Raw genomic sequence first — 24,409 nt, 5'->3', positions numbered from 1 at the left:
TTCATCCCCCATGGGGCGCCGTTATCTAAGCAGGCTGTGGCTCGGAGAGAATCCCCAGCAGGACTTGCGTGTGTTCGACCGCGTCCAGCCCAAGGCTGGTCAGGTAACCGCCGTCATCAAGTGAGATCAGGCCTTTGGCATGCAGACGTTGAGCGGCCGCTATCGCAGCTGGCGCTGCAGTGTGGTGCACTTTGAGCCCTTCTTTGGTGTTGCTCAGGTTGTACATAGAGAGGATTTCGAGTTCGGCAATAAGATCGGGGGTAAAGGCCATAAGTACTCCAGCTATTATTTTAGGGAACTGCTGAAAACTACTGCGTGAACATTTCGAGGCCGCGGTTACGGCGTACGGCAGATGTGCAACCTACGCATCTATGAAGATTGCACTGCTTGCGTTGGTTACTGTGACAGAGACTGCTTGGTCAGTGTGAGTCCAGTGTAGCCAAGGCTTGGTCAGTCTGCTGTGGTCTGATGATGCCAGTGGTCGAGTATCTGTTGATAGGTGCCGTTGGTATGAATGATTTGCATGCCCTGATCAAAGCGCTTGATGAGTTCGGACGCACGCGGGTCTTTACGGGTAAAGCTCATGAACAGGCTGGCGTGGATCAGTGTGGCCACAGGGGTGAATGCACCTGCAAGCTCAGCGCGTTCGGCAAACAATGCTGCAGCGGTTCCGCGATAGGCGGCGGCATAGTCAACACGACCGCGCTTGAGCATCAGGAACCCATTAAGGTCACGCCTGACGGGCACGTGCTTCAGGTCTGCTAAGCCATCGAATTCAGGGCCGTACTCATAGCCGAGGGTAACGGCAACAGAATGCTCGGCCAGTTCGGCGAGATCAAGTAAGGGTTTCGCTGTGCCACTGTTGGCCCATAACAGGATGTCATCCTTGAACAACGGGTACCTCGGCAATAGGTAATCGTTGGCAATCCGCTTATTGGGCAAGGTGTTGAAGCAAGCCATTATTTCGCCGCGCTGGGCGGTTTCCATGCAGCGCGAGTAAGGGTAGGGCACTAACTCAATATCGGTTTTACTGGCCGCAAAGGCGGCGCGGACGATATCCACCGACATGCCCTGAATTTTACCGTCGCGCAGCGCGGTATAGGGGAACCAGTCGTCTTCGGCGCCTATACGGAAGGATTGCGCCTGGGCGCTGTATGTGGCCAGGGAAAGCAGGAAGCACAATGTGGCAATGGGCAACCTATAGCTCACTCGTTGCGACCTCCATCTAGCGTATTTGTCAGCGCCATCGGCCAAGACCGTTGAATTGCTCCATTGGGAGCAGCAACAACCATGCCGGGTAGGCCCTATTCAGGCAGATCGGGTAGTGCGCGCAAAGCCGATTCATAGCGCTGCAGATTGAACGGCTGTTGGGTTTCTAGAATATTGTTGATTTCAAATGCCAGCACCCGAGCCATCAACTGTAACGCTTCATCGCGCTCGTAGCCCACCAAGGTCAGTTTGTTCAGGGTTGCTTGGGTAGCGGCCGGCTCGCCGGCCGCCAGCTGGTTTTCGATTGTTTCAATCAGCAGTTGTTCGGCAAAGACCTCGTCCTGGCTGTCATCTGTATCGCTCATGCTGCCCTCCTAAATCGGTAGAGTTTGCAGTGTGCCAGTCTGCTGGGGCTTTCGCCATTCACTGCTTTAATAAGGCTGGCAGCTTGTGCTGGAGAACGCTATACCTTTGGCTTGGAAAACCTAGGAGCCTGCCCTGATGCTGAAGCTTTATGGATTCGCCGTAAGTAATTATTACAACATGGTCAAGTTCGCCCTGCTGGAGAAGGGCATGGCATTCGAGGAAGTTTCATTTCATCCTGATCAGAGTGAGAAGAGCCTGACGATCAGCCCGCGGGGCAAAGTCCCGGCGCTGGGCACTGAACAGGGCTACATGAGTGAAACCAGCGTGATTCTCGAATACCTCGAAGAGACCGGCAGCGGCAAGTCATTGCTGCCCAGTGACCCCTTTGCCCGGGCACAAGTCCGTGCACTGATGCGTGAGATAGAGTTGTACATCGAACTGCCCGCGCGTCTGGGCTATTCACAGGCCTTTTTCGGTATGCAGATCTCGCCGGAACTGAAAGAGAAATGCAGAGTTGAGTTGTTGGCAGGGGTTGCCACGCTAAAACGTCACGGCAAGTTTGCCCCCTATGTGGCGGGTGACAGCCTTACCTTGGCAGATGTGTATTTCCTCTACAGCTTCGACTTGGCCTGCGCAGTGGCAGCCAAATTATTTGAGATCGATCTGTTGGCTGATTTTCCAGCGGCGGGCAAGCTGCTTGCTCAGTTGGGCACGCTGGCGCATGTGCAGCAGATTGCGGCGGACAAGGAAGCCAACATGCCTGCGTTTATGGCGATGATCAAGGCGCGGGCTCAGGCGGGCGCCTGACCAACGCGGGCTAGGCTCAGGCGACAGCGATTATCGAGTCGCCTGAGTGCGCAGCAGGTTATCGGCTGCTCAGCAATGCCTCACCACGCTTGACGGCTGCTCTGACCTGCGTCGGTGCTGTGCCGCCAATGTGGTCGCGAGCATTGACTGAGCCCTCGAGTGTCAGCACGTCAAACACATCAGCATCGATTTGATCGCTGAAGCCGCGCAGCTCTTCGAGGGTCATTTCGGCGAGATCCTTGCCGCTATCAACCCCGAACTTCACTGCATGCCCCACAATCTCGTGGCAGTCGCGGAAGGGTAGGCCTTTGCGTACCAGGTAATCGGCCAGGTCGGTCGCGGTCGAGAAGCCGCGCAAGGCCGCTTCACGCATGATCGCGTGCTTGGGCTTGATCGCCGGGATCATATCGGCAAACGCACGCAGGCTGTCTCGCAGGGTATCGGCGGCGTCGAACAAGGGCTCCTTGTCTTCCTGATTGTCCTTGTTGTAAGCCAGCGGCTGGCCCTTCATCAAGGTCAGCAGGCCAGTCAGGGCGCCAAATACGCGACCGGTCTTGCCCCGTACCAGTTCAGGCACGTCGGGGTTTTTCTTTTGCGGCATGATCGAGCTGCCGGTGCAGAAGCGGTCTGGCAATTCGATAAATTGAAACTGCGCACTGGTCCACAGCACCAGCTCTTCCGAGAAGCGCGACAGGTGCATCATCGCAATGCTGGCTGCGGCGCAGAATTCGATGGCGAAGTCGCGATCGGAAACGCCGTCCAGCGAATTGCCGCCGACGCTGTCAAAACCTAGCAACTCGGCCGTTACTTCGCGCTGAATTGGGTAGGTGGTGCCGGCCAATGCAGCCGAGCCCAACGGCATCCGGTTGGTGCGTTTGCGGCAATCAACCAAGCGCTCATGGTCACGTGAGAGCATTTCAAACCAGGCCAGCAAGTGGTGGCCAAAAGTGACTGGCTGCGCCGTTTGCAAGTGAGTGAAGCCCGGCATGATCGTCTCGGCTTCGCGTTCTGCCTGCTCCAGCAAACCTTGCTGCAAACGGGTTATCTCACTGAGGATGAGGTCGATCTCATCACGCAGCCACAGGCGAATGTCGGTCGCGACTTGGTCATTACGGCTACGCCCGGTGTGCAGTTTTTTGCCGGTGATGCCGATGAGGTCGGTCAGGCGCGCCTCAATGTTCATGTGCACGTCTTCGCGCTCGATGCTCCAGTTGAACTGGCCTGCTTCGATTTCACCTTTGACCTTGGCCAAGCCCTCGATAATGGTGTCGCGCTCTGCTTCACTGAGCACACCGACTTTGGCGAGCATGGTCGCATGAGCAATCGAGCCCATAATGTCGTGACGGTAAAGGCGCTTGTCGAATTCGACAGAGGCGGTGAAACGGGCGACGAAGGCGTCGACTGGCTCGCTGAAGCGGCCGCCCCAGGATTGGTTGGTCTGTTCAGTGCTCATGAGTTCGCTCGGCTGGTGCGCTGGTTCGGCCAGATCACAGCCACGCATGCTCTAAGATATTTGCAGACGGCTTGAAACCTCTGCAAGCAGCTTGAAACAGCGGGTCGCGACCGGCGTGACGGAATACTTGGGTCGATAATAACAGGGCTTAGACGCAAAATCGCCGGTGCGGGTGTTGTCGGGCTCGGGCGATGCCCTTGTCGGGTCGGGCCAGACAATGTCGTGCGGGTCACAGTTTGCAGGGTTGCCCGGTTATTCGCGGCACTATTTCAACCATATAGAGCTTGCCTACTTGCTGAGTCTTGGCGCCACACGGAAACTGCGCTGATGCGGAATAAACCCTTTAACACAAAAGATAAGCGGGCGCCGGTCGATGATTTCTTCGTCCCCGAGCTCTGTCAGCCCGAAGCGCTGCTGAGCATTGTCCTGCTCGCCGAGTTGTTGGTGCTGGTCTTGGTCTTGGCTGAACCCATGCTGCCCGGTTTTAACTGGGTGCGGTTGGCGCTTACGTCACTATTCGTGCAGTGGATTGTCTTGCTTTCGGCCGCGCTGCTGTGCCGTTTGCGGCCATTGATGGCGCGCTGGCGGGCTGAGCTGGCCGGGCTGTTTTGCTGCACTATTGTGGTGGCACTGACCATGATTTGCACCGGCGTCGCCGATTTTTATGACCTTGGGGGGCAACTGCCACGTGCAGGGGAAGTAAATCTTTATCTGCGACATGCATTAATCAGCATGATTATGTCGGCACTGCTGCTACGCTATTTTTATCTGCAGAGCCAATGGCGCAAACAAGAGCAGGCCGAGTTGCGGGCGCGTATTGAATCCTTGCAGGCGCGAATCCGGCCACACTTTTTGTTCAACAGCTTGAACAGCATCGCCAGTTTGGTGGTCATTGACCCACACAAGGCCGAACAAGCGGTGCTGGATTTATCGGATTTGTTCAGGGCCAGTTTGGCCAAGCCTGGCAGCCTGGTGGCATGGCGTGATGAGTTAGAGCTGGCACAACGATATTTATCGATTGAACACTATCGCCTTGGCGAGCGTCTACAGTTGCAGTGGGAGGTTGCAGATGTCCCTGAGGATTTACCCATTCCTCAACTGACCCTGCAGCCACTTTTGGAGAACGCCCTGATTTACGGTATCCAGCCATTGGTACAGGGCGGCTTGGTTTGCGTCGAGGCACATTACCTCGAAGGAGTGTTTCAACTGACTGTGAGCAATCCTTATGTTGAGCAAGACATGCCGCCTTCGCGAGGGACGCACCTCGCCTTGGAAAATATCGATGCACGTCTTGCGGCACTTTTTGGGTCTAAAGCCAGTCTCAGCGTGGAGCGCCGTGACGGCCGCCATTACACCCGTCTACGCTATCCTTGTGCGAGACTCACGCAGGAAGCCAGAGCAATATGAATGTTCTTATCGTCGATGACGAACCCTTAGCTCGAGAGCGCCTAAGCCGAATGGTCGGCGAACTCGATGGTTACCGTGTCCTTGAACCCGCTGCTAGCAACGGTGAGGAGGCGCTGAGCCTGATTGAAAGCCTGAAGCCTGATGTTGTGCTGCTGGATATCCGCATGCCTGGCATGGATGGTCTCCAGGTCGCAGCCAAATTGTGCGAACGTGAAGCACCGCCCGCGGTGATTTTCTGCACCGCCCACGATGAATTTGCTATCGAGGCATTTCAAGTCAGCGCGGTGGGCTATTTGGTCAAACCGGTGCGAAGCGAGCACCTTGCCCAAGCCTTGAAAAAGGCTGAGCGGCCCAACCGTGTGCAGCTTGCCGCGCTAACCCGTCCAGCAGGTGAAACCGGAGGTGGTCCGCGCAGCCACATCAGTGCGCGTACGCGAAAAGGCATTGAATTGATTCCCCTGGAACAAGTGGTTTATTTCATTGCTGACCACAAGTACGTGACGCTGCGCCACGAGCAAGGGGAAGTATTGCTGGATGAGCCGCTAAAGGCGCTTGAGGATGAGTTCGGCGACCGCTTCGTGCGGATACATCGCAATGCGTTAGTTGCACGGGATCGTATAGAGCGTCTGCAACGTACGCCATTGGGCCACTTTCAACTGTTCCTCAAGGGGCTTGATGGGGATGCACTGGTCGTCAGTCGCCGGCATGTTGCAGGTGTGCGCAAGCTAATGAACAGCCTGTAGGCTGGAGTTTGTCTTCGCCCTGTCATAAGTCGTGCTGCCGTAGCGCCGGGAGGCTCACAACGCCGTAGCCTGTTATTATCTGGGGCAGTTCGTATTTTGGAATTGCCCATGTCCCGTGAAATTCGCATCGCGACCCGTAAAAGTGCCCTTGCCTTGTGGCAAGCCGAACACGTCAAAGCTCGGCTTGAACAGGCCCACCCAGGTCTGCTTGTCAGCCTGGTTCCTATGGTTAGTCGTGGCGATAAGCTGCTGGATGCACCGCTGGCTAAAATTGGCGGCAAGGGCTTGTTCGTCAAAGAGCTCGAAACCGCCTTGCTGGAGCATCAAGCGGATATCGCGGTTCACTCAATGAAAGACGTGCCTATGGATTTTCCAGAGGGACTCGGCCTGTATTGCATCTGTGAGCGAGAAGATCCGCGGGATGCGTTCGTTTCCAACACCTTTGACAGCCTCGATGCCTTGCCGGCTGGCAGCATTGTCGGTACCTCGAGCCTGCGCCGTCAGGCCCAGTTGCTGGCGCGCCGTCCTGATCTGACGATCAATTTTCTGCGGGGTAACGTCAACACCCGTCTGGCCAAGCTCGATGCAGGCGAATACGACGCAATTATTCTGGCGGCTGCCGGTTTGATCCGCCTCGGCTTTGCTCAGCGTATTCGCAGCTCAATTACAGTTGAAGACAGCTTACCTGCAGGCGGGCAGGGCGCAGTCGGTATCGAGTGCCGCACGGCTGATGCAGAAATTCATGCGCTGCTTGAACCATTGAATCACCCTGAAACGGCGGTGCGAGTGACAGCCGAGCGAGCGTTGAACAAGCGTCTCAACGGTGGTTGTCAGGTGCCCATCGCCTGTTATGCAATTATTGAGAATGAGCAGTTATGGCTGCGCGGCATGGTTGGCCAACCGGATGGTGGTTTGCTCTTGCACGCAGAGCGTCGGGCGCCCTTGGCCGCAGCGCAAGCATTGGGAGTCGCCGTTGCCGAAGATTTGCTCGAGCAAGGCGCTCAAGCCATTCTCAATGCGGTGTATGGCGAGGCTGGCCACGAGTGAGTCAATGGCGCCTGCTGCTGACTCGCCCCCAGGATGAGTGCGTTGCGCTGGCGGCGACCTTGGCGGAGCACGGGGTTTACTCCAGTAGCCTGCCACTGCTGAACATCACCGCCCTGGAGGAAACTGTCGGTCAGCGCGAGACGTTGGCACAGCTTGATCACTACAGTGCGGTGATTGTTGTGAGCAAACCCGCTGCTCGCCTAGCCTTGAAGCTGCTTGAGCGCAATCAGGTTCAGGTTTCGCCTGCGCAACCCTGGTTCAGTGTGGGTGCGGCGACCGGCGAGGTTCTGAGTGAATCGGGTATGGATGCGCACTGGCCAGAGCAGGGCGATGACAGTGAAGCACTGCTGGCCTTGCCTCGGCTTAAACAGGCCTTGAGCACAGCCTCTGCTCCTCGTGTATTGATCATTCGTGGCAAAGACGGGCGTGAATTGCTCGCCGACAGTTTGCGTGATCAGGGTGTAGTGGTGGATTATCTGGAGTTGTACCGCCGCGATTTGCCGGAATATTCTGCGGGAACCCTGCACGCAACACTGAGCTCAAATCAGCTTAACGGCGTAGTGGTCAGCAGCGGTCAAGGGTTTAAACACTTGCTACACATGGCCGGAGAGCACTGGCCCGCATTAAGCAAGCTAACCTTGTTTGTACCGAGCCTGCGGGTCGCTGAGCAAGCGCGCGCAGCCGGTGCGGAAATTGTAGTGAACTGTCGCGGTGCGAATGCCGCGGCGCTGTTGGTGGCATTGCAGGCTGAGTCTGCCCCGCCCTCTTATACAAAGGATGGATACGTGAGCGAAGCGACTTCCCCGAAAGAGCAGCCCGTGCTGGATGCACCTAAGCCAGCGCCTAAAGCCCCCACGCAGGCCAAATCGTCTAGCGCGAATGGCCTCGCGTTGATCGCCATATTGCTCGGCGCAGCCGGCATCGCTGTCGGTGGCTGGAGTGTCTGGCAGTTGCGCATGTTGCAAGCCAATGAGCAGCAGCAAGTGAGCCAGCTTGAACAGACTCAAGCCCAGGCTGCAGCCCTTTCTCAGCAGGCGAAGAGCCTCGACAGCCGTTTGCAGTCGTTGCCACCGCCGCAGGAACTGGACGAGCGGCGGCGCTTGGTTCTGCAGTTGCAGGGTGATCAGCAGTTGCTTAACAAGCGTCTTGAAACCGTGCTGGGCGCGAGTCGTCAGGAGTGGCGCTTGGCTGAGGCCGAGCATTTATTACGCCTGGCAAGCCTGCGCCTGTCTGCCTTGCAAGATATCAACAGTGCGACGGCTTTGGTCCGCACTGCAGATGAAATCGTCCGCGATCAGGATGACCCAGCCGCCTACGCGGTTCGCGAGCAGTTGGCGAAAAGCCTCGAAGCGCTGCTGACTACGCCTAATCCAGACCGAACTGGCTTGTTTTTGCAGTTGGGTGCGTTGCGTGACCAAGGCATGCAACTCAATGCCCTGAATCCATCTTTCAAAGGTGATGGCGGCGCGCTGGGTCAACTGGCTGAGGAAAATTATGGGCAAGGCTGGTGGTCCGGCCTCCTCGAAACGGCAGGGCAGTATGTGCGTCTGGATTTCAATGCCGATCAAAATATTCGTCCGTTACTGGCGGGTCAGAGCCTGACGCAGGTTCGTCTTGCTTTGAGTCTTGCCCTTGAACAAGCGCAGTGGGCAGCCTTGCATGGTCAGACGGCGGTGTATAAGCAGGCGTTGACCCAGGCGGTCGATGTCCTCGACGGTAACTTCAATAAAGACAACCCAAGCAGCCGGGCGTTGCGCGCTCGGGTAGCTGAGTTGATTGATCAGACCATCGAAGTTAAAGCGCCCGATCTGACTCAGTCGATCAACGCCATGCAGGCCTATATCGAACAAAAGCAGTCGGCCCGTGAACGCCTGAAAAATGCACCTGCCGAAGGCAAACCAGCAACGGAGGAGGCGGCTCAATGAAACGCGCTTCTGTGCTGATATTTATCCTGCTGGTTGCTGGCGCTTTAGCGCTGCTCGGCTATTCGATTGCCGAGCACAAAGGCTATGTTCTACTGGCCTACAAGAGCTTCCGTTACGAATCCAGTCTATGGATTTTCCTGGCGCTGATTGTTGCGCTCTGGTTGATCGTCTATCTGGTACGCCTGCTGTTACGGTTGCTTGTTACCTCCGGGCGCCTGGTCAACCCATGGTCGGGTCTGCACCATAAGCGTCGCGTCCGCCTGGCTTCCGAACAAGGCTTTGTTGACTTGGTCGAGGGGCGTTGGTCCGCTGCGCTGCGCCATTTACGTAAAGCCGCTGAGGCTGAACCATTGCCCCTGATGTATTACCTTGGCGCCGCCCGTGCAGCGCACGAGCTGGGCCAAAAGGAAGAGTGCGATGCACTGCTTGAGCGCGCGCTTGAGCGGCAACCGCAAGCGGAACTGGCTGTCGCACTGAGCCATGCTGAATTTCAGCAGGAACGGGGCGAAGTCGATTCTGCACTGGAAACGTTGCGAGTTATGCATGAGCGGCACCCGGGCAATCAGCAGGTACTTAAGCAATTGCAGCAACTGTATGTTCGCAACCAAGACTGGTCGGCGTTGCTGGGCATTCTGTCGTCTGTGCGTAAAGAGAAATTGCTCAGTGGCGAGGCCCTTGCCGAGCTTGAGCTGAAAGCCTGGCGTGGCCGTTTGGCTGCTGCTGCGGTCAGTGACGAGGACAACCGAGAGGCCGCGCTGGCTAATCTGAATAACGCATGGAAGCAACTGTCTTCGGCCCAACAGCAAGAGCCGATGCTGGTGGCGACCTATGCTGAACAATTGCGTCGCCGGGGCTGTGAGGATGACGCAGAAACGCTCTTGCGTTCGGCGCTCAAGCGCAACTATGACAGCCGTTTAGTTCGTCTTTATGGTTTGCTGCGAAGCAATGACGGTGCGCGTCAGTTACAGACGGCTGAGGGCTGGCTGAAGGATCATCCGACGGATGCTGATCTGCTCCTCACCTTGGGGCGTATCTGCGAGCACAATCAGCTATGGGGTAAGGCTAAAGAGTATTTTGATGCCAGCCTGCGCTTTCAGCGCCATCCAGAGACCTGCGCCGAACTGGCGCGCTTGCTGGCTCAATTGGGCGATGTCGAGCGTAGCAATCAACTGTTCCAGGAAGGTTTGGGTCTGCTCGATCAACGGCTCAGCGCATTGCCGTAGAACGGACGACGCTTTTACATCCGCCCTTGCTGAGTGTGACGGTTCGGGCGGCTGAGTCATCTTCAAGCATTTTGCTGAGAGCCCCGGTGGACAAGCTTCGCGTTGTTACACAGCGGGGAGCGAGGCTCTTATCTTTTGCGATTGATGATTGTGCGCTGTCACGTCGGCGCGTGCGGGCGGTGATGAATCCACTGAGATTCTGCCTCCAGGCCGACGTGCGGTTGCAGTTTAGGGACAGCCAGTTGCGCTACAGCGCGCATTTATCTTGAAACGTTCAGGTGCTTTCTACTACCGTAGGCGCCTTTGTCATGATCCTTCGGAGCCACCATGTCCTTGGCTAGCCCACGTAGCCTGTTTTTGTTTGCCTTTCTTGGTTGTGTCGCCTTGATGGGCGGTGCGCTTTATCTTGAGCATGTTGTTGGCTTGGAACCTTGTCCGCTTTGCATCTTGCAGCGTATCGCGGTGATTGCTTTCGGTGTGTTTTGCCTGATTGCGGCCATCCACGGTCCAGGGCGCACAGGGCAGCGGGTATATGCATTTCTAGCCCTGCTCAGTGCCTTGATCGGTGCGGGCACAGCGGCCCGTCAAATCTGGTTGCAAAGCGTTCCGGCTGACCAGTTGCCAGCGTGCTTGCCAAGCCTTGAGTACATGATGGACGCATTGCCGTTCCAGGAAATTATCCGCGTGGTATTACACGGCTCTGCCGACTGCGCCGAGGTTAACTGGACATTGTTTGGCATGAGCATTCCGGAGTGGAGCCTGCTGGCGTTTATCGGCATGATCATTTTTACCTTGCTGCAACTATTCCGCCGCCACTGAATTTTTCGCTATCTGCCCCGATCCGTTTGCTGGGCGATTTGATGGCTTTGCGGCCGTTAAATCAACAGTGTGCAACTGCAAGCCCTATTCTGCTTGGGACAGAGATTAAACGCTCGTATGAAATTTTCTCGACAGAGTGCCTTGCTGGCAATTGGCGGGGAGCATACTCTGGCTTTTACAAGAACAGTTGGCACCCGTAATTTAGGGTTCCAGTCGCGAATTGAATAAGCCGATTGTTAGAAAAATGTCTCGAATCGGGCGTATAACAGTGAAACCGATAAGGGGAGTGAGGTCATCATGCTCGATAGTTGTCAGAACGCTCAGGAACGATGGGGTGGGGTTCACCTACTGATTGATCGTTGGCTCAAGGAACGCGAGGAGTTGGTTCTGGCCTATTCTGCCGCCAGCGCGCCAACCACTGCTGTGAGTACCAATGAACCTGCTGTTCAAAAGTTCTGCGAGGTGTTGGTCGATTACGTTTCTGCGGGCCACTTTGAGGTCTATGAACAACTCACCAGCGAAGCCAAGGCTTTTGGTGATGAGCGCGGTCTCGAGTTAGCCAAGCAAATTTATCCACGCATTGACTCCATCACTGAGGTCGCGCTGTCATTCAACGATCGTTGTGACAATGGTGACTGCCGTGATAACGCTTCATTGGTTGCAGAGTTGAATCGCCTCGGTGAATTACTTCACGAACGGTTTGAACTTGAGGACTGCCTGATCGAAGTGTTGCACAACTCACATCAAGAGCAATCGACGGCTGCTGTTTAAGTGGTGTGGCTAACCAATGGTTTGGGCTGTTCCACGCGAGCACTTCGTTAGGTTTGAGGCACTTTTAAAGCCCGGCATTTTGTGCCGTGCCACGCTACAGTTTCAAGCGCTTTAACAGATGCTTTGCAGGCCCAGCATGGGTTCACCGTGCTGGGCTTTTTGCTGTCTGAGACATCAGTTTGCAGCGACTTGAATCGCGATGCGGCACATTCTGCCAAATTGCAGGTCAGATAAATTTAGGTACTGTTATTGGCGGCGTGAGTGCTCAAAATTGATGAGCGGCTGTGCAAATATTTTCGCCAATAATTCAACAAATGAGCGGAGAACTAGCGACTGATGAGTCAGGCGTCTAGTATGGGCTCATCAATAACCGCCAGGAGGCGAGCCATGTCGGCGAAAAAGAGCGCAAACAAAAAATCGGTATCGACCCCGTTGCACTTACTCCAGCAACTCTCCGGTAGCTTAATGGAGCTCCTGGAAGATGCATGCAGCAAAGCATTGGTTGACGCAGAGAAACTGCTCGCCAAGCTGGAGACGCAGCGCGGCAATGCTCAAGAAAAACTGCACAAAGCGCGTGGCAAATTAGAAAGTGCTGCCAGCGCTGGTAAAAGCAAAGCGCAGAAGAAAGCGAAATCCAGTGTCGCCGAACTTGAAGATCTGTTGGACGCCGTCAAAGAGCGCCAGACTGAAACCCGTGGCTACATCGTAAAGCTTAAGCGTGACGCCCAGGAAAGTCTGAAGTTGGCCCAAGGTGTTGGTAAAGTTAAAGAGGCTGCCAGTAAAGCCATTGCCAGCCGCGACGCTAAGCCTGTCGTCGTTAAGTCGGCAACTGCCAAACCCGCGGCTCGTAAGCCGGTAGCACGCAAACCTGCTGCTCGTACGCCTGTCGCCGCCAAGCCTGCGCCTGCCCGCGCCGCGGCCAAACCAGCGGCTAAAAGTACTGCAGCCAAACCTGCAGCGAAGAAGCCAGTTGCAGCTAAGTCAGCCGCCGCAAAAACCGGCGCCAAGGCACCAGCAACTAAAGCCGTCGCTGCCAAACCTGCTGCGCGTAAACCTGCTGCCCGGACGCCGGCAGCCCGGACGCCAGCTGCCGCAAAAGCTGCTCCTGCTCGCGCGGCTGCAGCCAAGCCGGCGGCTAAATCAGCAGCCAAACCTGCGACTAAAGCAGCCGCTAAACCGGCCGCAAAACCTGTGGCTAAGGCAGCAGCCAAACCTGCAGCTAAGCCAGCGGTGAAGCCGGCGCCCAAGGCAGCCGCTAAGCCTGCCGCCAAACCTGCGGTTAAAGCGGCTGCTAAACCTGTGGCTAAGGCCGCAGCAAAACCTGCAGCGAAGCCAGCAGCTAAAGCCGCCGTAAAGCCAGCAGCTAAATCTGCAGCCAAGCCGGCAGCGAAGCCTGCCGCTAAACCAACGGCGGCAAAAGCGCCTGTCGCGAAACCTGCAGCCAAGGCTCCAGCAGCACACCCGGTTACTGATATTCCAGCAGCAAAGCCGATCGCCCGTATGCCATCAGCGGCGCGCAAGCCAGCCGCTAAGCCTGCCACGCCATCAGCTAATGGTGCAGCCGCATCATCAAACGGTGTCGCTCCGACAAACGCACCAACTGCAACGCCCGCAAACAGCTCGACGTCTAACGAGTCCTAAGCGGTTAGCGGTATTGGGCCGCGATGTGCAGCTGTTCTAGCGCATCGCGGCCTGTTTCGTTGAGCACGGGCGCCATGCCCTGCAGCCAAGTCATCAGGGTTTCTTCTGGGCCATCCTGACAGCCCACCGTCAATGCGGCTAAACGCTGAAGCTGTATCCGTTCTGCCTCAATCTCAAGGCGTTTAACCTGTTCCCGTAATAGCGCCAACTCGCTGTCGTGGTTAGCGGCTGCACGCCAGTCTTGTCTGACTTGACGCAGGGCAGTGACCACTCCATGTTGCCAAGGGCGCGCGAACAGACGCATTTTTTCAGCCAGTTCCGGGTCGTAGCTAACCCCGCGCTTGCCCAGCCATGCCGCGCAAAGCAGTAAGCACACGTCGCTGCCCAAGCCTTGCAGCGTCAGACAGGCTTGCTCCACGTCGGGGCGTTGATAAAAGCGTTCGGCGAATCGCCACAGATCAGAGGACATAGTGCTTTCCGGGATTGTCGCGAAGGACTCTGATAGACTCCGCCGCCATTATGATTCGACTCTTGAACCTTACATTGCAGCGTGGCCCTCAACGTCTCCTAGAAGACGCTGAGATGACCCTGCACGCCGGCCACAAAGCCGGTCTGATCGGTGCAAATGGCGCCGGTAAATCCAGCCTGTTTGCCTTGCTGCGTGGCGAGCTAAGCGCCGACGCAGGTGACTGTTTGTTGCCTGCCGACTGGCGTATCGCCCATATGCGTCAAGAGGTTGATGTGCTCGAACGCATCGCGGTCGACTATGTACTCGACGGTGACGTAGAACTGCGTCAGGTGCAAGCCGAATTGGCCAGGGCCGAGGCCGACCACGACGGTGCAGCGGTTGCGCGTCTGCACACCGCGCTCGACAGCCTAGACGGTTACACCGCTGAGGCGCGTGCGCGGAAGTTGCTCGCTGGTCTAGGTTTTGACAACGCTCAGATGGATCGCCAAGTCGGCGACTTTTCGGGTGGCTGGCGGATGCGCCTGAACTTGGCGCAGGCGTTGATGTGCCCATCCGACCTGTTGCTGCTCGATGAACCAACCAACCACCTTGACCTCGATGCGATCCTTTGGCTCGAAGGCTGGCTGAAAAGTTATCCGGGAACCATGTTGTTGATTTCCCACGACCGTGATTTTCTCGATGCAGTTGTGGATCACGTGGCTCATCTTGATCAACAAAAGCTCACGCTTTATCGCGGGGGCTACTCGGCATTCGAGCGCACCCGTGCCGAACGTCTGGCTCAACAGCAGCAAGCCTTCGAGAAGCAACAAGCGCAGCGTGCGCACATGGAAAAGTACATCGCGCGCTTTAAAGCACAAGCCACCAAGGCACGTCAGGCGCAGAGCCGGATCAAGGCCCTTGAGCGTCTTGAGGAGTTGGCCCCGGCCCACGTTGACTCACCCTTTGACTTTAGTTTCCGTGAAGCCGACAAGATTTCAAGCCCGCTACTGGATCTTGATGACGCACGTCTCGGCTATGGCGAAACGGTGATCCTGGAAAAGGTCAAACTCAATCTCGCTCCCGGTGCGCGTATTGGTTTGTTGGGACCTAATGGTGCGGGTAAGTCGACCCTGATAAAAAACCTGGCCAACGAATTACAGCCGATTTCGGGTCACCTGCAGCGTGGCGAGAATCTGGTTGTTGGCTATTTTGCGCAACACCAGTTGGATGCACTGGACGATAAGGCCAGCCCGCTTTTGCATTTCCAGCGACTGGCGCCCACCGAGCGCGAACAAGTTCTACGCGATTTTCTCGGCGGTTTTGATTTCAGAGGTCCACGTTGCGACGAGCCGGTGAAGAACTTCTCTGGTGGCGAAAAGGCCCGCTTGGCCTTGGCGCTGATTGCTTGGGGCAAGCCGAACTTGTTGCTGCTCGATGAGCCAACTAACCACCTTGACTTGGAAATGCGTCTGGCCCTGACCATGGCCCTGCAGGAGTTTTCCGGCGCCGTGGTTGTGGTTTCGCACGACCGTCACTTGCTGAAAAGCACCACTGATGAGTTTTTGTTGGTGGCTGATGGCGGTATGCGCGTATTCGATGGTGACCTTGAAGACTACACCCGCTGGCTGGTCGATTACCGGGCTCGCCAAGCGCCTGCGTCTGCTTCACCCTCTACGCGTACTGATGTTGCTGTCGATAAGCGTGCGCAACGTCAGGCCGCTGCTGCGCTGCGTCAACAGTTAGCGCCGCACAAGCGCGAGTCCGATGCGCTGGAGAAGCAACTCGGTCAGTTGCACGAAAAGCTGGCGCTGGTTGAAGGCAAGCTCGGTGATGGGGCGATCTATGAAGCTGCGCGCAAGGATGAGCTGCGCGAGCTGCTCGCCGAACAAGCCAGGCTGAAGAGCCTTGAGGCGGATCTGGAAGAGCGCTGGATGGAGGCTCTGGAAATGCTGGAGTCTCTGCAAAAGCAGCTGGAGGAAGCCAGCTAAGCGCTGCTCTCAAGCCCATACGACTATCGCCCGGACTGGGCGGTTTAGCAGGAAAGGGGTAGGCTATTGGCGACCCCTTTTTTTATGTGTTGGAGACATGCTAATGGCGCTGGAAACCTGGCTGGCATTTTTTGTTGCGTGCTGGATTATCAGCCTTTCGCCGGGTGCTGGTGCTATCGCCTCAATGTCGGCGGGCCTGCAATATGGCTTTTGGCGTGGTTACTGGAATGCCTTGGGCTTGCAGATTGGCTTGCTCCTGCAGATCATCATTGTCGCGGCCGGGGTCGGCGCTATTCTCGCGACGTCAGCCTTGGCGTTCAGCCTGATCAAATGGTTCGGGGTGGTCTATTTGGTTTACCTGGCTTACCGGCAATGGCGGGCGCTGCCCAGCGACCTTAATGCCGAGGCTTCAGAGCGTCCAATTGGACGCCCGGTCACCTTGGTCTTGCGCGGCTTTCTGGTCAACTTCAGCAACCCCAAGGCGATTGTCTTCATGCTCGCAGTGTTGCCGCAGTTTCTGAACCCACATGAGCCCCTGCTTGGGCAATATGCGGTGATGGGAGTGACCATGATTTGTGTCGATCTGATTGTTATGGCGGGTTATACAGGCCTCGCGTCACGGGTCTTGCGTATGCTGCGTACACCTCGTCAGCAGCGGCTTATGAACCGCAGTTTTGCGGTGCTTTTTGTCGGTGCTGCAAGCTTGTTGGCAACGGTTCGTCGCGCGGCTGTTTGATGTGGTACGATCGTGCTCAAAGGTATGAGCATCACCGCTCGTGAAGGACTTTGGTCTGCATTTATTTGACTGAGTAACAGCATGTCGTCGACATTGATTACGCCTGATCTCACGGAAGAAAAGCCGCGCTCCACTGTTGTTACATTAAGCTTGCCGCCTTTAGAAAAAGCCCTGACGCCTACCTGTGCTGAGTTGCGGATTGCCCAAGCCTACTTCGTGGCATTGCGTAGGCCTGGGAATACTCAGGCGCCGCGATTGATGCTGGCGATCAGCCCTTGTGGCATTGCCGTGCAGCGCCGTTTAGCGGCGGCTGTTTCGGAGATGCTGCCGGAAGACATGGAACTGGACCTGATAGAGCTATCAGACGACGCCTTTTCCAATTCGCTGCGCCAATCCTGCAAGCCCTTTTATAGCGGCGATTAACCCCCTAAACCGCGTAACACTGCATAGTCGAGTTCCCTTCCTCTAGGGGCGTGGTCATTTCTGGGTTTCAATCTATAGCCAGCAAAGCCTGCGGATGCTTTGCGACAAATAGTCACTCGCCTGCATGCATTCATAGGTTGAGGAAAGTTGCTATGGGACTAACAATATAACGACACACATTCGTATTTGACATTGAGTCCCGTATGCAATCGCGACGCCTTAATTTTAAGTGGCTACTGGTGCCGCTACTGGCACTTTGTAGCTTGACGGCTATGGCCGAACCTGCCGAAGGAACGGCTCAGGCATTACACTTGCTGGGGTATCTGGGCGCTGATTACCCTGCAACAGTTGCCCGTGGTGAAGTGGTCGATCCAGGTGAATACCACGAGCAACTGGAATTTTTGGGTGTGCTTCAAGGTTTAGTGCTGGCGTTGCCCGCCAATGAGCACCATGACCAGTTACAGGCGGGTGTTGCCCGCTTGCGCAAGCAGGTTGAGCAGCGTGCTGAAGGCGCGGCAGTATCGCTACAAGCGCGGCAACTGGCAGCGTTGCTGGTATCGAGTTATGAAGTGAGTCAGGCACCCTCCATCACCCCGGACCCTGCACGCGGTGCGCCATTGTTCGCTCAAAACTGCGCGGTGTGTCATGGCGCGACAGGGGCGGGTGATGGTCCGGCGGGTGTGGGGCTTGAGCCGCCACCAGCAAACTTGCGTAATGCCGCGCGGCTCGATCACCTGAGTCTGTATGACATCTACAACACCATAGGTTTAGGGGTTGAAGGCACCGAGATGGCCGCCTTTGCTGACCAGCTTGATGAGCGTCAGCGCTGGGACCTGGCCAGCTACATTGCCAGCTTCACCGCCGACTCATCGCGTAATGGCAACCCCTTCGGCATTGCCAGCCTGGCTGGACAAACCCCTGCTGAAGTTGAGGCCGCGCAAGGTAAAGCGGCCGCGGCCTTGTTTCGTGCGCAGCGTGCAGCGCCACCGCTTGAGAAGCGCGGGGCCGCGCAGTTGATTGGTCACACTGAGCTGACCCTGACTAAAAGCCTCAAAGCCTATCGCGATGGCGACAAAGAACAGGCTTACGATCTTTCAGTTGGGGCTTACCTTGAAGGTTTCGAGCTGGTTGAGAGCGCTTTAGACAATATTGACTCAGTGCAGCGCAAGACCACTGAAAAATCGCTGATGGCATATCGTCAGGCATTGCAGGACAACCTCCCGGTCGATGAAGCCGCGCAGCGCCTTGCCCATGCCAAGACCGAGCTGGATAAGTCAGCCGCATTGCTCGACAGTGGTGCTGGCATGTCAGCCTCACTGACCTTTATCTCCAGTCTGCTGATTCTGTTGCGTGAAGGCCTTGAAGCCATTCTGGTGCTTGCCGCGATCCTGGCATTCCTGCGCAATACGGGTCAGGAACAAGCTGTGCGCAGTGTGCACCTGGGTTGGGGCGTAGCCCTGCTGGCCGGTTTCGGCACTTGGGCATTGGCTGCCTACTTGATTGATGTCAGTGGTGCCCAGCGCGAGTTGCTGGAGGGCGCAACGGCGTTGTTTGCCAGTGTGATGGTGCTGTGGCTGGGCGTGTGGATGCATGACCGTCGGCATGCGGCAGCTTGGCAGAGTTATATCAACAGTAGCTTGGTTGGCGGCGGTGGTCGTTTTGGTTTTGCCCTGCTGGCGTTCTTCTCGGTTTACCGCGAGCTGTTCGAGGTGATCCTGTTCTACGAAACCCTGTGGCTGCAAGCTGGCCCTGCGGGTCACAACATGGTATTTGCCGGCGCTGGTGTGGCCTTGGTCCTGTTGCTGGGCGTTGCTTGGGTGATCCTGCGTGGTTCGCGCAAGCTGCCATTGGCAACCTTCTTTACCGTCAATGCGATACTGCTGTGCGTGCTCTCGGTGGTCTTTGCCGGCCACGGTATCGCGGCCTTGCAGGAAGCCGGGGTGCTGAGTACGCGCCCGGTCAACTTCTTCGAGTTCGACTGGTTGGGTGTCCATGCGGACGCCTATAGCCTGAGTGCCCAGGCGGTGGCGTTGATCGCAATTGCATTGCTTTATGGCCGCAGTTGGTCAAAGGAGCGCCAGCGTTTGCAGACGCGCGCCGGCTAATTCGACAACCGAAAAACTAAACCCGGCTTGCCATTGTGCTCGCCGGGTTTTTTAATGCGCGAGAGAATTCAACAGGAAGCCCTGCATGACCCGGGTATGGATAGATGCAGACGCCTGCCCGCGAGCAGCGCGAGATCAAGTGGTGAAGTTCGCCTTAAAGCGTGGTTTTGAGGTGGTGCTGGTTGCTGGACAAGCCCAGCCGCGACCGAATTTTGCCTGTGTGCGCCTGATTGTGGTGCCGAGCGGGCCGGATGCCGCCGACGACTATCTGGTTGAGCATGCAGTGCCCGGCGAGTTGGTGATATGCAGTGATGTGCCTTTGGCGGACCGTTTGGTGAAGAAGGGCGTTTCAGCCCTTGATCCGCGTGGTAAAGAGTTTGATGAGCGCAATATGGGCGAGCGCCTCGCTGTGCGTAATTTATTCACGGACCTGCGCGAGCAAGGCCAGGTGGGCGGCGGGCAGGGCGCATACTCAGACAAAGACCGCCAGCAATTTGCCAACAGCCTTGACCGCATTCTTACCCGTTTAAGCCGAAACTGAATCAGCGATGGCGCTTTTAAATCAGCCGCACAGATAGGTGCCGGTCCCCACAGCCACCAGCGTGCCGTCGTCGCTGTGCAGCTCGCTGCGCACCACCGCGACTTTATTGCCGGAGCGCAATAAAACCGCACTGGCAATAAAGCGCTGGCCACGGCCGGGGCGTAAATAATCGACCCGCAGGTCGATGGTTCCCAGCTTGGAAAGACGCGCCATCCGCTCAGTGCTTGAGAGGTGTTGATGGCGTTCAAATGCGCCAATTAGCGCCATTGCACCGCCGGCGACATCCAAGACCGAAGAAATGACCCCGCCATGCAGAATGCCCTGGATAAAGTTGCCGATCAGCTCATCCCTCATGGCAAAGCTCATCAGCACCTGCTCTGACGAGAGGCCGTCGATCTCGATGCCAATCACGTTGTTGAAAGGAATGCGCTGGAAAAAGCTGCTGACCGCTTGCTGAAGCTCATCGGTCAATTCGAAGGGGGGTAAAGACATTGGCGGCTCACCTAAGCAGAGTATCCCTTACGCTGCCGCACTCTCCCGGCGCTGACTAGAGGCGCGGCATGAGTGCCGCGCTCATTGGCCGGATAGCCTGCCAAAAAACCTGGAACCCCAAGTTTCGGGCCCAGTGTCAGCTCACTTGGCAGGTTCTTTGTGCGCCATTTCCAATACGCGGTCGACCAGCTTGTAGATGCCTGATGCGGCTTCGCTGATTGATTGAGCCAGCATATACGCAGGGGTTGTCACCAATTTTCGGCTCTCATCCACAAAAATCTCGCTAACTTCACAGTCGTGATGCACAACGCCCATTGCACTCAGTGCACTCGCGGTATCGGGGTCGTTGCCGATGGTGCAATTGACACCCTCACCGAAGAAGCGGCCAGCCATAGCCGGTGCGATGCACATCAAGCCAATGGGTTTGTTCATGGCAACAAAGCTTTGCACTGCTTTTAGTACGTCCGGTTGCACCGTGCAGTTGGCACCCGTGACGGCGAAGTCAGAGAGGTTCTTCGCCGCACCAAAACCGCCCGGAATAATCAGCGCATCAAAGTTCTCCGCGTTGAGCTCTGTGACATTTTTGACTTCGCCACGGGCGATGCGAGCAGACTCGACCAGTACATTGCGGGTCTCGTTGGTTTCATCGCCGCTGAGGTGGTCGACCACATGCAGTTGCGCAATATCGGGGGCGAAGCACTGCACCTGTGCACCGCGTTGGTCCAAGCGCAGTAAGGTGATTACGCTTTCCTGGACCTCGGCGCCGTCATACACGCCACAACCGGACAGAATTACAGCTACTTTTTTATTCATAATCGGTCACCCCTAATTGCATTAGGCCGGTAGGCACTATGGACGGGATGTCTCACTGTGCGCCGGCGCCCCAAGGATTATGTAGCTGGTGCTGCGGCGCCAAGCATGCGCGCCATAAACCTTCGACTGTTATTCATCCGGATTGTTGCATCTGAGCAGGAGGTCGCGCCAAGTCATCTTGGCGGCAACTTGTCGTCATCTGCCACTGTATTTGGCTTGTTCAGCCGCGAACGAGCGGCATCCCTGAACTATGCTGATAGCGTCAGAACAATAATAGCTAGTTGCTAACGATACGGCTGAACTATGAATTACATCCTCTATGCAGTGCCATTTTTCTTTTTACTGATCGCCCTTGAACTGTTGGCAGATCGCTGGCGTGGTGTCAGCACCTACAACCTTTCTGACTCGATCAACAGCATGAGTGCGGGCGTGCTGTCGACCACGGTTGGACTGGTGACTAAAGTGATTGGTTTGCTCACCTACACCATCGTCTGGGAGCATTTTGGCCAGCTTGAGCTAGCGGCGAACAGCGTTTGGGTGTGGCTGTTTGCCTTTGTGCTCTACGACTTATGCTACTACTGGAACCACCGTTTGGGTCATGAGCGCAGCGTGCTTTGGGCGGCACATTCGGTGCACCACCAGAGTGAGGAATACAACCTCACCACGGCCTTGCGCCAGACCAGCACGGGGTTTCTCTTTGGTTGGATATTTTACCTGCCGATGGCTCTGATCGGCGTACCGCCATTGGTGTTTCTGGCGGTGGCGTCGTTGAACCTGCTTTATCAGTTCTGGGTGCACACGCGGCACATTCCCAAGCTGGGTTGGTTTGAGTGGGTGTTTATCACACCGTCGAACCATCGGGTGCATCATGCGCAAAACCAGATTTATATGGACCGTAACTACGGCGGTGTATTTATCCTCTGGGATCGATTGTTTGGCTCGTTCCAGGAAGAGCTCGACGAGCACCCTGTGGTGTTTGGTGTGACCACGCCCTTGGCCAGTTGGAATCCCCTCTGGGCCAATTTGCAGGTCTATGCGGCGCTGTGGCAGGACGCTAAACGCACCTCATCCACTTGGGACAAGCTGCGCATCTGGTTTATGCGCACGGGGTGGCGCCCGGCAGATGTTGCCGCGGCCTATCCGCAGGCCAAGCCCGACCTGAGCCAGTTTGTGAAATTTGATGTGCCGCTGCGTCTCTATCGCAAGGTTTACGCAACGCTACAATTTAGCGTTTATGTGCTTGGCGGCAGTTATCTAATGGCCAACGCTGGGCAGCTCAGTGTGCCGGTGCTATTGGCGGGCTGCATCTGGGTAGGCTTTGGCTTGTACTGCATTGGCATGTGGCTGGAAAACCGCGATTGGGCGACGCGCCTTGAATTGCTGCGGCTTGCGCTTAATGTGCCCTTGCTGTGGTTGGCCGACCAGCAAGCCGTGCTCAGTATGAGTGGTTCGGCGTGGTTGCTGCTGGCGGTTTACAGCGCCTTGAGTTGTGTTGCGCTGTTGGCTGAGCGCCGTGGTGATCAGCCGGTTGCCGCCTGAGTAATGCTTTGCATGCGGCTTACCCTAGCTAGCTGAATGGTCGTGGCCATCGGCTGCCTGCGGCTCGCTAAGCACCTCACGCCGCTTGCGAGCCGCTCGCAGCTTGTATAGCCACAGGCTTAAGCCAATCACCGCGATGCTGCCCAGCAGGTAGAACTCATAGCGCCGCAGGTCGCCGAGTACTGACTGCAAGGCGCTGCCGAGGTGATAAGCCGCGTAGCTAATGCCAATCGACCATATCGCAACGGCAATGCTGTCGAGCAGCAGGTAGCGGCGCCACGAGTAGCCGGATAAGCCAATTGCAATCGGCATGACCATGCGCATGCCGTAAATAAATCTAAAGCTCAGAACCCATAAATCGGTATTGCGCCGCAGGTGACGCAGTGCCTTGTCACCTGCCTTTTGCCATTTAGGGTTTTTCGCGAGCAACCTGCGACCATGTCGGCGGCCCAGGAAGTACCACCATTGATCCGTCGCGAGGGTGCCGCAGAACGCAAAAAACGCCACCCACTCGATCTTTAAGTAGCCTTGCAGGGCTAGGTACGCGCCGAGCAGTACCGAGGCCTCGCCTTCGATAAAAGTGCCCAGAACCAGCGCTACATAACCGAACTGATGAAGGAAATTTTCCAGCATTAAGGTGTCTCAACCGTGAAGGCGGCTAGATTACTCCTTCCGGTGCGCGGGAAGTACTCGGCTGTGCTCGACGGCGCGGGACTGGATGGTCACAATATCCCGACCCAAGCCCCGGTCTGCTGGCTTGACGCCGCTGTCTTGTAGCTGAATGGCTCAGCTGCGACCTGCAGTCGCAGCCAGCGGAGGACTGTCATTAATTGGTCATAATGTTCGTTTATAACTGTCACACTCGCCCGTGATTACGGGCTATGGAGTCTGTCGTGAGTTTTACCCCTGCCAACCGTCTGTTTCCCGCCACACGCCTGCGCCGTAACCGTCGTGATGATTTTTCCAGACGTCTGGTGCGTGAGAACCGACTGAGTGTTGATGACCTGATTCTGCCGGTTTTCGTGCTCGATGGAGACAATCGCCGTGAGCAAATCCCGTCGATGCCAGGGGTCGAGCGCCTGAGTATCGACTTGTTGCTGCAAGCGGCTGAACAGTGGGTTGAGCTGGGTATTCCGGCCTTGGCTTTATTTCCGGTTACGCCACTTGAGAAAAAATCCCTGGATGGCAGCGAGGCATGGAACCCCGAAGGCATTGCTCAGCGTGCCATTCGTGCATTGCGTGCGCGCTTCCCCGAGCTGGGTGTAATCAGCGACGTGGCGCTGGACCCGTTCACCACCCATGGTCAGGACGGCATTCTCGATGCCGACGGCTATGTGCAGAACGACATCACCGTTGATGCATTGGTCAAGCAAGCGCTGTCCCATGCCGATGCTGGCGCTCAGGTTGTTGCCCCGTCGGACATGATGGACGGGCGTATTCAGGCTATCCGTGAAGCATTGGAACTGGCTGACCATACCAATGTGCGGATCATGGCTTACTCCGCCAAATACGCCAGTGCCTACTACGGGCCATTCCGTGATGCCGTGGGCTCAGCGGCAAACCTGGGCAAGGGCAGCAAGAATACTTATCAGATGGACCCGGCCAACGGTGACGAAGCGCTGCACGAAGTGGCAGCTGATCTGGCTGAAGGTGCGGACATGGTCATGGTCAAACCCGGCATGCCCTATATCGACATCCTCTGGCGCGTTAAGCAGGAATTCAAGGTGCCTACCTTTGTCTATCAAGTCAGCGGAGAGTACGCCATGCACATGGCGGCGATTCAGAATGGCTGGCTCAGCGAGGCGGTGATTCTTGAATCGCTGACTGGCTTTAAACGAGCAGGTGCTGACGGTATTCTGACTTACTTTGCCGTGCGTGCGGCCGAACTGTTAAAACAAGGGCAATAGCCCCCA

General features: G+C 56.5%; 24 protein-coding genes and 1 pseudogene. 17 read left to right on the top strand and 8 right to left on the bottom strand.

Annotated elements, in window-relative coordinates:
• Positions 1 to 25: 25 nt before the first annotated feature.
• The 3 genes from AACY09_RS14120 to AACY09_RS14110 form a co-directional block, all read right to left on the bottom strand.
• A complete protein-coding gene (locus tag AACY09_RS14120) occupies positions 26 to 271 on the bottom strand; it encodes a TIGR02647 family protein (RefSeq protein WP_339488910.1) in 246 nt (81 codons plus the stop codon).
• A gap of 179 nt (positions 272 to 450) precedes the next feature.
• Positions 451 to 1,209: a substrate-binding periplasmic protein gene (locus tag AACY09_RS14115; protein ID WP_339488909.1), complete on the bottom strand. Its 759-nt coding sequence runs from the start codon at positions 1,207 to 1,209 to the stop codon at positions 451 to 453.
• Positions 1,210 to 1,304: 95 nt separating this feature from the next.
• On the bottom strand, positions 1,305 to 1,574 hold the full coding sequence (locus tag AACY09_RS14110) for a hypothetical protein (RefSeq protein WP_339488908.1): 270 nt from the start codon (positions 1,572 to 1,574) through the stop codon (positions 1,305 to 1,307).
• A gap of 136 nt (positions 1,575 to 1,710) precedes the next feature.
• Here AACY09_RS14110 and AACY09_RS14105 point away from each other — a divergent pair, with 136 nt between their 5' ends.
• Positions 1,711 to 2,382: a glutathione S-transferase family protein gene (locus tag AACY09_RS14105; RefSeq protein WP_339488907.1), complete on the top strand. Its 672-nt coding sequence runs from the start codon at positions 1,711 to 1,713 to the stop codon at positions 2,380 to 2,382.
• Positions 2,383 to 2,440: 58 nt separating this feature from the next.
• Here AACY09_RS14105 and argH read toward each other — a convergent pair whose 3' ends face one another.
• On the bottom strand, positions 2,441 to 3,835 hold the full coding sequence (gene argH / locus AACY09_RS14100; RefSeq protein WP_339488906.1) for an argininosuccinate lyase: 1,395 nt from the start codon (positions 3,833 to 3,835) through the stop codon (positions 2,441 to 2,443).
• A 327-nt stretch (positions 3,836 to 4,162) separates the two neighbouring features.
• Here argH and AACY09_RS14095 point away from each other — a divergent pair, with 327 nt between their 5' ends.
• From AACY09_RS14095 to AACY09_RS14055, 9 genes and pseudogenes are all read left to right on the top strand, one after another.
• Positions 4,163 to 5,242, top strand: coding sequence for a sensor histidine kinase (locus AACY09_RS14095; protein WP_339488905.1), 1,080 nt, complete (start codon positions 4,163 to 4,165; stop codon positions 5,240 to 5,242).
• On the top strand, positions 5,239 to 5,985 hold the full coding sequence (locus AACY09_RS14090; RefSeq protein WP_339488904.1) for a LytR/AlgR family response regulator transcription factor: 747 nt from the start codon (positions 5,239 to 5,241) through the stop codon (positions 5,983 to 5,985). The genes AACY09_RS14095 and AACY09_RS14090 overlap by 4 nt, the downstream gene beginning before the upstream one ends.
• A gap of 108 nt (positions 5,986 to 6,093) precedes the next feature.
• Entirely contained in the window at positions 6,094 to 7,032 is a 939-nt protein-coding gene (gene hemC, locus AACY09_RS14085; RefSeq protein ID WP_339488903.1) for a hydroxymethylbilane synthase, read from the top strand.
• Positions 7,029 to 7,751 (top strand): annotated as a pseudogene (locus AACY09_RS14080) (uroporphyrinogen-III synthase); the annotation flags it as partial. The gene hemC and the pseudogene AACY09_RS14080, both read left to right, overlap by 4 nt.
• Positions 7,752 to 7,817: 66 nt before the next feature.
• Positions 7,818 to 8,957 carry a uroporphyrinogen-III C-methyltransferase gene (locus AACY09_RS14075; RefSeq protein ID WP_339489372.1) on the top strand — a complete coding sequence of 380 codons (1,140 nt, stop codon included), beginning with the start codon at positions 7,818 to 7,820 and terminating at the stop codon, positions 8,955 to 8,957.
• A complete protein-coding gene (locus AACY09_RS14070) occupies positions 8,954 to 10,180 on the top strand; it encodes a heme biosynthesis HemY N-terminal domain-containing protein (protein WP_339488902.1) in 1,227 nt (408 codons plus the stop codon). Before AACY09_RS14075 ends, AACY09_RS14070 begins: the two co-directional genes overlap by 4 nt.
• Before the next feature lie 327 nt (positions 10,181 to 10,507).
• On the top strand, positions 10,508 to 10,999 hold the full coding sequence (locus AACY09_RS14065; protein ID WP_339488901.1) for a disulfide bond formation protein B: 492 nt from the start codon (positions 10,508 to 10,510) through the stop codon (positions 10,997 to 10,999).
• Between the two features lie 297 nt (positions 11,000 to 11,296).
• On the top strand, positions 11,297 to 11,770 hold the full coding sequence (gene rsd / locus AACY09_RS14060) for a sigma D regulator (RefSeq protein WP_339488900.1): 474 nt from the start codon (positions 11,297 to 11,299) through the stop codon (positions 11,768 to 11,770).
• 387 nt (positions 11,771 to 12,157) lie between these two features.
• Positions 12,158 to 13,411 (top strand): AlgP family protein, encoded by a 1,254-nt coding sequence (locus tag AACY09_RS14055; protein WP_339488898.1) that lies wholly within the window; start codon positions 12,158 to 12,160, stop codon positions 13,409 to 13,411.
• A gap of 4 nt (positions 13,412 to 13,415) precedes the next feature.
• Here AACY09_RS14055 and AACY09_RS14050 read toward each other — a convergent pair whose 3' ends face one another.
• Entirely contained in the window at positions 13,416 to 13,880 is a 465-nt protein-coding gene (locus tag AACY09_RS14050; RefSeq protein ID WP_339488897.1) for a TIGR02444 family protein, read from the bottom strand.
• Between the two features lie 50 nt (positions 13,881 to 13,930).
• On the opposite strand from AACY09_RS14050, the gene AACY09_RS14045 reads away from it, so the two are divergent.
• From AACY09_RS14045 to AACY09_RS14025, 5 genes are all read left to right on the top strand, one after another.
• Positions 13,931 to 15,847 carry an ATP-binding cassette domain-containing protein gene (locus AACY09_RS14045; RefSeq protein WP_339488896.1) on the top strand — a complete coding sequence of 639 codons (1,917 nt, stop codon included), beginning with the start codon at positions 13,931 to 13,933 and terminating at the stop codon, positions 15,845 to 15,847.
• A gap of 103 nt (positions 15,848 to 15,950) precedes the next feature.
• On the top strand, positions 15,951 to 16,583 hold the full coding sequence (locus AACY09_RS14040) for a LysE family transporter (RefSeq protein WP_339488894.1): 633 nt from the start codon (positions 15,951 to 15,953) through the stop codon (positions 16,581 to 16,583).
• 81 nt (positions 16,584 to 16,664) lie between these two features.
• The gene (locus AACY09_RS14035) at positions 16,665 to 17,006 is read left to right on the top strand and encodes an enhanced serine sensitivity protein SseB C-terminal domain-containing protein (RefSeq protein ID WP_339488892.1); all 342 of its coding nucleotides are present in this window, start codon (positions 16,665 to 16,667) and stop codon (positions 17,004 to 17,006) included.
• Positions 17,007 to 17,209: 203 nt separating this feature from the next.
• Positions 17,210 to 19,111: a cytochrome c/FTR1 family iron permease gene (locus AACY09_RS14030; protein ID WP_339488890.1), complete on the top strand. Its 1,902-nt coding sequence runs from the start codon at positions 17,210 to 17,212 to the stop codon at positions 19,109 to 19,111.
• 85 nt (positions 19,112 to 19,196) lie between these two features.
• On the top strand, positions 19,197 to 19,652 hold the full coding sequence (locus AACY09_RS14025; protein ID WP_339488889.1) for a YaiI/YqxD family protein: 456 nt from the start codon (positions 19,197 to 19,199) through the stop codon (positions 19,650 to 19,652).
• Positions 19,653 to 19,673: 21 nt separating this feature from the next.
• On the opposite strand, the gene AACY09_RS14020 is transcribed toward AACY09_RS14025, so the two are convergent.
• Positions 19,674 to 20,144, bottom strand: a complete 471-nt coding sequence (locus AACY09_RS14020; RefSeq protein WP_339488887.1) for a thioesterase family protein — start codon at positions 20,142 to 20,144, stop codon at positions 19,674 to 19,676.
• Between the two features lie 141 nt (positions 20,145 to 20,285).
• A complete protein-coding gene (elbB, locus tag AACY09_RS14015; RefSeq protein ID WP_339488886.1) occupies positions 20,286 to 20,957 on the bottom strand; it encodes an isoprenoid biosynthesis glyoxalase ElbB in 672 nt (223 codons plus the stop codon).
• A gap of 303 nt (positions 20,958 to 21,260) precedes the next feature.
• Between elbB and AACY09_RS14010 the strand changes: the two genes are divergently transcribed.
• Positions 21,261 to 22,496 (top strand): sterol desaturase family protein, encoded by a 1,236-nt coding sequence (locus tag AACY09_RS14010; RefSeq protein WP_339488884.1) that lies wholly within the window; start codon positions 21,261 to 21,263, stop codon positions 22,494 to 22,496.
• A gap of 24 nt (positions 22,497 to 22,520) precedes the next feature.
• On the opposite strand, the gene AACY09_RS14005 is transcribed toward AACY09_RS14010, so the two are convergent.
• Positions 22,521 to 23,129: a DedA family protein gene (locus AACY09_RS14005; RefSeq protein ID WP_339488882.1), complete on the bottom strand. Its 609-nt coding sequence runs from the start codon at positions 23,127 to 23,129 to the stop codon at positions 22,521 to 22,523.
• Between the two features lie 260 nt (positions 23,130 to 23,389).
• On the opposite strand from AACY09_RS14005, the gene hemB reads away from it, so the two are divergent.
• Entirely contained in the window at positions 23,390 to 24,403 is a 1,014-nt protein-coding gene (hemB, locus tag AACY09_RS14000) for a porphobilinogen synthase (protein WP_339488881.1), read from the top strand.
• The last annotated feature ends 6 nt before the right edge of the window (positions 24,404 to 24,409 follow it).

This window comes from Pseudomonas sp. EL_65y_Pfl2_R95 (assembly GCF_963971045.1).
Taxonomy (GTDB): Bacteria; Pseudomonadota; Gammaproteobacteria; order Pseudomonadales; family Pseudomonadaceae; genus Aquipseudomonas.
This window is presented reverse-complemented; position numbering and strand designations above follow the sequence as displayed.